Origin of the sequence: Ramlibacter sp. (assembly GCF_035706265.1) — a bacterium.
Classification (GTDB): domain Bacteria; phylum Pseudomonadota; class Gammaproteobacteria; order Burkholderiales; family Burkholderiaceae_C; genus Ramlibacter.
The window spans coordinates 1-6,017 of sequence record NZ_DASSVG010000419.1; the positions used below are offsets into that span (position 1 = coordinate 1).

The following is a 6,017-nucleotide window of genomic DNA, read 5'->3' on the forward strand; positions in this document are numbered from 1 at the left end:
GCCATCGCCGGCGCGCACATGCTGTTCATCACCGCCGGCATGGGCGGCGGCACCGGCACCGGCGCGGCGCCTGTGATCGCGCGCGTGGCCAAGGAGATGGGCATCCTGACGGTGGGCGTGGTGACCAAGCCCTTCGACTGGGAGGGCGGCCGCCGCATGACCAACGCCGACCAGGGCCTCGCCGAGCTGGAGGCCAACGTCGATTCGCTGATCGTGGTGCTCAACGAGAAGCTGCTGGAAGTCCTGGGCGACGACATCACGCAGGACGAGGCCTTCGCGCACGCCAACGACGTGCTGAAGAACGCCGTCGGCGGCATCGCGGAAATCATCAACGTGCCGGGCCACGTGAACGTGGACTTCGAGGACGTGCGCACCGTGATGGGCGAGCCGGGCAAGGCGATGATGGGCACGGCGGTGGCTTCCGGGCCGGACCGCGCGCGCATCGCGGCCGAACAGGCCGTGGCCTGCCCGCTGCTCGATGGCATCGACCTTTCGGGTGCCAAGGGCGTGCTGGTGCTGATCACGGCGGCCAAGGGCAGCCTGAAGCTGTCCGAATCCAAGCTGGCGATGAACACGATCCGCGCCTATGCCTCGCCGGACGCGCACGTGATCTACGGCACCGCCTACGACGACTCGCTGGACGACCAGGTCCGAGTGACCGTGGTGGCCACCGGCCTGTCGCGCCACGGCCAGCAGCGCCGCACGGCGCCGCCGCTGCAGGTGCTGCGCACCGGCACCGACAACGTGCCCTTCAACGTGCCGACCATCCACAACGCCGTGGCCGGCCCGGGCGCGATCGTCACCCGCGAGATGCAGGAAGGCCGCGCGCCCGCCCCGCAGCCGGACTACGGCGGCCTGGCGGTGCCGAGCGTCTGGCGCACCAACCGCTCGCAGGCGGCGGCCAAGGTCGATGCGCTGTCCAGCGGCGGCATGGACGATTTCGAGATCCCGGCGTTCCTGCGCAAGCAGGCGGACTGAACGGGAATTTGAACCGCCAACATCCGGACGCAAAGGACGCAAAGGTTTCGCAAAGGACGCAAAAGGGACATCCTTCTCCAGGTATCCCTTTTGCGTTCTTCGCGCATCTTTCGCGTCCTTTGCGTCCGGCTGTTCGGCTGTTTTACTCGCCATACACACGCGGTTCACCCTGACGCGCGAGGCTCATGCAATGGCCTGGACCTATCGCGGGCATGCGGAAAGTCAACCGGGGGAAAACGCGCACCCTCGTAAAATCGGCCGCATGCTGCGCCAGCGAACCCTCAAGACCCTGACCAAGGCCGTGGGCGTGGGCCTGCACAGCGGTCAGCGCGTGGAGCTGACGCTGCGCCCCGCCCAGCCCGATACCGGCATCGTGTTCCGCCGCACGGACCTGCCCCTGCCCGTGGACATCCCCGTGTCCGCCCAGGCGGTCACGGACACGCGCATGGCCTCCACCATCTCCAACGGCGGGGTGAAGGTCCACACCGTGGAGCACCTCATGTCCGCCTGTGCCGGCCTGGGGGTGGACAACCTCTACGTCGACATCACGGCCGAAGAGGTGCCCATCCTCGACGGCTCCTCCGCCTCCTTCGTCTTCCTGCTGCAAAGTGCCGGCATCGAGCAGCAGAACGCGCCGCGCCGCTTCATCCGCGTGACGCGGCCGGTGGAGGTGCGCGAAGGCGAGGGCGAGGACCTCAAGTGGGCCCGGCTGGACCCGTACCACGGCTACAAGTTGGGCTTCGAAATCGAATTCAACCACCGGGTGGTCAACTCCACCGGCCAGCGCTACGAGTTCGACCTGAGCTCGGGCCAGTATTCGCGCGACATCGCCCGCGCCCGCACCTTCGGCTTCACCAAGGACCTGGAGATGATGCGCGCCCGCGGCCTGGCGATGGGCGGCGGCATGGACAACGCGATCGTGGTGGATGACTACCGGGTGCTCAATGCCGACGGCCTGCGCTACGACGACGAGTTCGTCAAGCACAAGATCCTCGACGCCATGGGCGACCTGTACCTGATCGGCAAGCCCCTGCTGGCCGCGTACAGCGCGTTCCGCTCCGGCCACGCCCTGAACAACAAGCTGATTCGCGCCCTGCTGGCCGACCAGGAGGCGTTCGAGGTCATCACCTTCGAGGATGATCGCCGGGCACCCGCCGGCTTCGCGCAGCCCGCCCGCGCCTGGTAGGTCAGATCACCCGGCCCGTCTTGTACGCGCCGGTATTCCTGCGCGCCACGTTCCCCGCTTCCTGGATCCGCGCCGTCGCGATGGCCGCGTGGGCGTGGGTGATCGCGAGGCCCAAGGCGTCGGCGGCGTCCTTGCCGGGCAGGCCGGGCAGCTGCAGCAGCCGCTGCACCATCAGCTGCACCTGCGTCTTGGCGGCCTTGCCGGTGCCGGCCACGGCCTGCTTCATCTGCATGGGCGTGTATTCGGCCACCGGCAGCGCGTTGGCCACCAGCGCCGTCACGCAGGCGCCGCGCGCCTGCCCCAGCAGCAGCGTGGACTGCGGGTTGACGTTGACGAACACGATCTCGATCGCCGCCGCATCGGGCGCGTAGCGCGTGCGCAGCTCGCCGATGCCGTCGAAGAGCACCTTCAGCCGCGCCGGCAGGTCGCCGCGCTCCAGGTGCATGGTGCTGATGGTGCCGCTGGCCACGTACTGCAGCGCGTGCCCGTGCGCGTCGACCACGCCGAAGCCCGTCGTTTGCAATCCAGGATCGATCCCCAGGATGCGCATCAGGGAAGTTCCGCCGCGCGCATGCGCGCCGCGATGGTGGCGGTGCGGCCCGCCAGGTATTTCGAGCCGGGCATCTTCTCGAAGCGCTTGGGCTGGGGCAGCATCACCGCCAGCCGCGCCGCCTCGTAGGCCGTGAGCCGGCTGGCCGGCTTGCGGAAGTAGTGCTGCGCGGCGGCCTCGGCGCCGAACACGCCCTCGCCCCACTCCACGTTGTTCAGGTAGATCTCCAGGATGCGCTCCTTGCTCAGCGTCTGCTCCAGGAGCATGGTCAGCACGAGCTCCTGGCCCTTGCGCAGCAGGCTGCGTTCGCCGGACAGCAGCAGGTTCTTGGCCAGCTGCTGCGTGATGGTGGAGCCGCCCACGATCTTGGGCGGCCGGGCGCGCGAGGGGGCGAGTTGCGCGCGCCGATTGGCCTGCGCGATCGCCTTCTCGTTGCGCTCCCAGGCGCGCTCCAGCGCATCCCAGTCGACGCCGTCGTGGTTGACGAAACCGTCGTCCTCGGAGGCGATCACGGCGCGCTTCAGGTTGTCCGAGATCTGCGGGTAGGGCACCCACTGCTGGCGCCAGCGCAGGCGGTCGCGCTCCTGCGCGATGCGCCAGGCCTCGGAGCGCTGGAAGGTGGTGGATTCGGGATCGATCGCCGTCATCAGCGCGATGCGCCCCAGGAAGAACAGCTGCAGCGCCACGAAGGCGAGCAGCACCAGGGCCATCCAGCGCAGCGCCGGTTTCATCGCGCCAGCTCCCGCCGCAGTTCGGCCAGCACGGCGCCCGAAGGCGGGCGCACGCCGCGCCAGACCAGGAAGGCCTCGGCCGCCTGTTCCACCAGCATGCCCAGCCCGTCGCGGCCGACCGCGCCATGGTCCCGCGCCCACTGCAGGAAACCCTCCGCCGCCGGCCCGTACATCATGTCGCAGGCCAGCGCGCCGGGACGCAGCACGGAGGCGGCCACCGGCACGCCGGCGCCGCTGAGGCTGGTCGCCGTGCCGTTCACCACCACGTCGAACGCGCCCGGCACCGCATCGAGCACGCAGGCCTCCAGTTGCACGCTGCTGGCCTCGGCCAGCGCCTCATGGGCCGCCACCAGCGCCTGCGCCTTGGCCACGGTGCGGTTGGCGATCACGATGCGGCGCGGCTTCGCTTCCACCAGCGGCCCCAGCACGCCGGCCGCGGCGCCGCCGGCGCCGATCAGGAGCAGCTCGCGACCGGCCAGCGCCACGCCGGCGTTGTCCTGCAGGTCGTGCACCAGCCCGAGGCCGTCGGTGTTGTCGCCGTAGATCCCGCCCGCATCGAAGCGCAGCGTGTTGCAGGCGCCGGCCAGGGCGGCCCGCGCGCTGCGCTGGGCGACCAGCTTCGCGGCCTCGAACTTGAACGGCACTGTCACGTTGCAGCCCTTGCCGCCTTCGGCGCGGAAGGCCTGCAGCGCCGCGGCGAAGCCGTCCACCGGCACCAGGCGCTTGCCGTACTCCACCGGTTCGCCGGTGAGGGCGGCGAAGCGGGCGTGGATCCACGGCGACTTGCTGTGCTCCACGGGGTTGCCCATGACGCAGTAACGGTCCATCGCCATCCTCAGTGGCTGGTGAGCCGGGTTTCCAGCGTGTCGTCGCGCGTGAACTTGAAGCGCGACACCACGACGATCTGGTCGGCCTTGCGCCGCATCGCCGGATTGAAGCGGCCGAAGGGCGCCGCCGCGCGCGCGATGGTGGCGGCGCGCCGGTCCAGCGTGCGGTTGCCCGAGCTCTCGACGACCTCGGTGTCGAGCACCTTGCCGTCGTGGTTGACGGTGACGATCATGGTCAGCTCGCCATAAAGCTTGCGGCCGGCGAGTTCCGGGAAGTTGCGGGTGCCGCGCTCCTCGATCTTGCGCCGCAGCCCGTCGTAGTAGACGGCGTAGACCTCCTCGCGGGTGGAGGGGCTGATGTAGCGCTTCTTGGGCCGGGCATTTTCCTCGTTGATGCGCTTCTCGATCTCCGCCAGCAGCTTGACCAGGTGGCGGCGCTTCTCTTCCTGCGCCGCGGCCTGCGGATTGGACCGGGCCTGCTTGGGGTCGGCCGGCGGCATGGCCGCCAGCGTGCGCTTCAGGTTGGCGAGCATCAGCATCTGCTGCTCCTGCATCGCCTCGATCTTCTTCTGTTCGTCCTCCGCGGCGTCGCCGATGGTGGTGAGCGCCGAGGCGGGCAGGGGCGAGGTGGCGCGGCCCTTCTCGGCCTCGCCGCCGCCGGCCAGCGCCGCCTGGGCGATGGCCTGGGCCCGCTCCACCTTCTCGTTGCTGCGGGCGTTGACCAGCACCACTTCCAGCGGCGTGTCCTGGAACACGCGGTTGAAGCCTTCGGGGTCGACGATGCGCACGGCGAGCAGGGCCGCGTGCACGGCGACGGACACGCCCAGTGCGATCTGCAGGGTGCTGAGGGACTTCAGGTTCACGGACTCACGTCGGCGCCGGCGGGCGCGCTGACCGGATTGTCCTCGGAAGTGTCGGTGACATCCACGGCGATCGCAATCGGCCCTGCGACGGTTTCCTCCTCGCTGTCGTCTTCCACCGACGCCGGCTCCGCAACCGTATCCAGGCGTTGCAGCACGGTGCCGCTCACGTCCAGCGTGATCAGGTCGATCTCGCCCAGGCGCACCCGCACGCGCGAGCCGCGCGGCAGGTCGCCTCCCAGCACCGGCAGCACCAGGGGCAGGGTGTCGGCGCGGGCCAGGCCTTCCTTGAAGATGGTCGCCTCCAGTTCGCCGATCGCGTTCTGCTGCAGGTAGCGCAGCGTCCAGTAGCGCTCCATCGCCGCCTGGTGCGCGTTGTAGGCGGAGTAGGCGGCGTCGAAGGCGGAGATCACCGAGAACAGCTCCGCGTCCTTGGGCTTGAAGGGCGCGGCCAGGGCGGCGGTGCGGCCGTGGCGGGCCGCCGCGATGATCTGCCACTGGTTCACGAGGTCGGTGTAGCGGCGCAGCGGCGAGGTGCTCCAGGCGTAACTCTTCACGCCGATGCCGGCGTGCGGCAGCGCCTTGGTCCCCATGCGCACCTTCACGCCCGGCGCCAGGCTGGCCTGGCTGCGGTAGATGCCCGGCACGCCGATCTCCGCCAGCCACTGGCCCCAGGTGCTGTTGGCGACGATCATGGCTTCGGCCACGATCAGGTCCAGAGGGGCGCCGTGTTTGCGGATCGTGATCTCCACGGCTTCCTCGCCGGTGGGCCCCTGCTCGCCCGCGTCGGGGACGCGGAAGTTGTAGTCCGGCCGGTTGAAGTTCTCCGGCTTGCCGCGCAGCACCTCGCGCTGCGACTTCAGCTGCTTGGCGAGGCGGAACAGG

Annotated in this window: 7 protein-coding genes; 2 read left to right on the top strand and 5 right to left on the bottom strand. The window is 69.8% G+C overall.

From position 1 onward, the window contains the following. Window positions 1-978, top strand: a 978-nt coding sequence (locus VFM98_RS14920; RefSeq protein ID WP_325110699.1) for a cell division protein FtsZ, incomplete at its 5' end; no start/stop codon positions are given. 262 nt (window positions 979-1,240) lie between these two features. Then, on the top strand, window positions 1,241-2,164 hold the full coding sequence (gene lpxC, locus VFM98_RS14925; RefSeq protein WP_325110700.1) for a UDP-3-O-acyl-N-acetylglucosamine deacetylase: 924 nt from the start codon (window positions 1,241-1,243) through the stop codon (window positions 2,162-2,164). Window position 2,165: 1 nt separating this feature from the next. Here the strand turns inward: lpxC and ruvC are convergent, their stop codons facing one another. The 5 genes from ruvC to VFM98_RS14950 form a co-directional block, all read right to left on the bottom strand. Beyond that, complete coding sequence (gene ruvC, locus VFM98_RS14930) at window positions 2,166-2,714, bottom strand: crossover junction endodeoxyribonuclease RuvC (protein ID WP_325110701.1); 549 nt, start codon at window positions 2,712-2,714, stop codon at window positions 2,166-2,168. After that, on the bottom strand, window positions 2,714-3,445 hold the full coding sequence (gene mtgA, locus VFM98_RS14935) for a monofunctional biosynthetic peptidoglycan transglycosylase (RefSeq protein ID WP_325110702.1): 732 nt from the start codon (window positions 3,443-3,445) through the stop codon (window positions 2,714-2,716). The genes ruvC and mtgA overlap by 1 nt, the downstream gene beginning before the upstream one ends. Then, complete coding sequence (gene aroE, locus VFM98_RS14940; RefSeq protein WP_414709031.1) at window positions 3,442-4,278, bottom strand: shikimate dehydrogenase; 837 nt, start codon at window positions 4,276-4,278, stop codon at window positions 3,442-3,444. The genes mtgA and aroE overlap by 4 nt, the downstream gene beginning before the upstream one ends. 2 nt (window positions 4,279-4,280) lie before the next feature. Continuing rightward, window positions 4,281-5,129: a TonB family protein gene (locus tag VFM98_RS14945; RefSeq protein ID WP_325110705.1), complete on the bottom strand. Its 849-nt coding sequence runs from the start codon at window positions 5,127-5,129 to the stop codon at window positions 4,281-4,283. A 2-nt stretch (window positions 5,130-5,131) separates the two neighbouring features. Beyond that, on the bottom strand, window positions 5,132-6,017 hold an 886-nt coding region (locus VFM98_RS14950; protein ID WP_325110703.1), incomplete at its 5' end, for an RNB domain-containing ribonuclease.

What these genes read in the sequence shown, in the direction of transcription:
- mtgA (WP_325110702.1), bottom strand. Translation starts at nt 3,445, where the DNA reads ATGAAACCGGCGCTGCGCTGGATGGCCCTGGTGCTGCTCGCCTTCGTG.
- aroE (WP_414709031.1), bottom strand. Translation starts at nt 4,278, where the DNA reads ATGGCGATGGACCGTTACTGCGTCATGGGCAACCCCGTGGAGCACAGC.
- lpxC (WP_325110700.1), top strand. Translation starts at nt 1,241, where the DNA reads ATGCTGCGCCAGCGAACCCTCAAGACCCTGACCAAGGCCGTGGGCGTG.
- ruvC (WP_325110701.1), bottom strand. Translation starts at nt 2,714, where the DNA reads ATGCGCATCCTGGGGATCGATCCTGGATTGCAAACGACGGGCTTCGGC.